Raw genomic sequence first — 1,702 nt, 5'->3', positions numbered from 1 at the left:
TCTTAATGCACTCAAAAGTACATTCAGAAGTTCATCATTCATCAGACAATCTGTGTGAGCACTGCAAAGGCAGGTTCTTTAAGGTAAGGAGGTGATCCAACCGCAGGTTCCCCTACGGTTACCTTGTTACGACTTCACCCCAGTCATGAATCACAAAGTGGTAAGCGCCCTCCCGAAGGTTAAGCTACCTACTTCTTTTGCAACCCACTCCCATGGTGTGACGGGCGGTGTGTACAAGGCCCGGGAACGTATTCACCGTGGCATTCTGATCCACGATTACTAGCGATTCCGACTTCATGGAGTCGAGTTGCAGACTCCAATCCGGACTACGACGCACTTTATGAGGTCCGCTTGCTCTCGCGAGGTCGCTTCTCTTTGTATGCGCCATTGTAGCACGTGTGTAGCCCTACTCGTAAGGGCCATGATGACTTGACGTCATCCCCACCTTCCTCCAGTTTATCACTGGCAGTCTCCTTTGAGTTCCCGGCCTAACCGCTGGCAACAAAGGATAAGGGTTGCGCTCGTTGCGGGACTTAACCCAACATTTCACAACACGAGCTGACGACAGCCATGCAGCACCTGTCTCAGAGTTCCCGAAGGCACCAATCCATCTCTGGAAAGTTCTCTGGATGTCAAGAGTAGGTAAGGTTCTTCGCGTTGCATCGAATTAAACCACATGCTCCACCGCTTGTGCGGGCCCCCGTCAATTCATTTGAGTTTTAACCTTGCGGCCGTACTCCCCAGGCGGTCGACTTAACGCGTTAGCTCCGGAAGCCACGCCTCAAGGGCACAACCTCCAAGTCGACATCGTTTACGGCGTGGACTACCAGGGTATCTAATCCTGTTTGCTCCCCACGCTTTCGCACCTGAGCGTCAGTCTTTGTCCAGGGGGCCGCCTTCGCCACCGGTATTCCTCCAGATCTCTACGCATTTCACCGCTACACCTGGAATTCTACCCCCCTCTACAAGACTCTAGCCTGCCAGTTTCGAATGCAGTTCCCAGGTTGAGCCCGGGGATTTCACATCCGACTTGACAGACCGCCTGCGTGCGCTTTACGCCCAGTAATTCCGATTAACGCTTGCACCCTCCGTATTACCGCGGCTGCTGGCACGGAGTTAGCCGGTGCTTCTTCTGCGGGTAACGTCAATCGACAGGGTTATTAACCCTGTCGCCTTCCTCCCCGCTGAAAGTACTTTACAACCCGAAGGCCTTCTTCATACACGCGGCATGGCTGCATCAGGCTTGCGCCCATTGTGCAATATTCCCCACTGCTGCCTCCCGTAGGAGTCTGGACCGTGTCTCAGTTCCAGTGTGGCTGGTCATCCTCTCAGACCAGCTAGGGATCGTCGCCTAGGTGAGCCGTTACCCCACCTACTAGCTAATCCCATCTGGGCACATCCGATGGCAAGAGGCCCGAAGGTCCCCCTCTTTGGTCTTGCGACGTTATGCGGTATTAGCTACCGTTTCCAGTAGTTATCCCCCTCCATCAGGCAGTTTCCCAGACATTACTCACCCGTCCGCCACTCGTCAGCAAAGCAGCAAGCTGCTTCCTGTTACCGTTCGACTTGCATGTGTTAGGCCTGCCGCCAGCGTTCAATCTGAGCCATGATCAAACTCTTCAATTTAAGTTTGATGCTCGTGAATTAAACTTCGTAATGAATTACGTATGTTCACTCAGAGACTTGGTATTCATTTTTCGTC

The 1,702-nt window shown here is 53.0% G+C and carries 1 rRNA gene; it reads right to left on the bottom strand.

The window, feature by feature from the left end:
* Nucleotides 1-84 precede the first annotated feature (84 nt).
* Nucleotides 85-1,626, bottom strand: a 16S ribosomal RNA gene (locus IPZ49_RS22615).
* Between the last annotated feature and the right edge of the window lie 76 nt (nucleotides 1,627-1,702).

The sequence above is a fragment of the Enterobacter cloacae complex sp. S2 genome (assembly GCF_015159675.1).
GTDB classification, from domain to species: domain Bacteria; phylum Pseudomonadota; class Gammaproteobacteria; order Enterobacterales; family Enterobacteriaceae; genus Enterobacter; species Enterobacter intestinihominis.
This window is presented reverse-complemented; position numbering and strand designations above follow the sequence as displayed.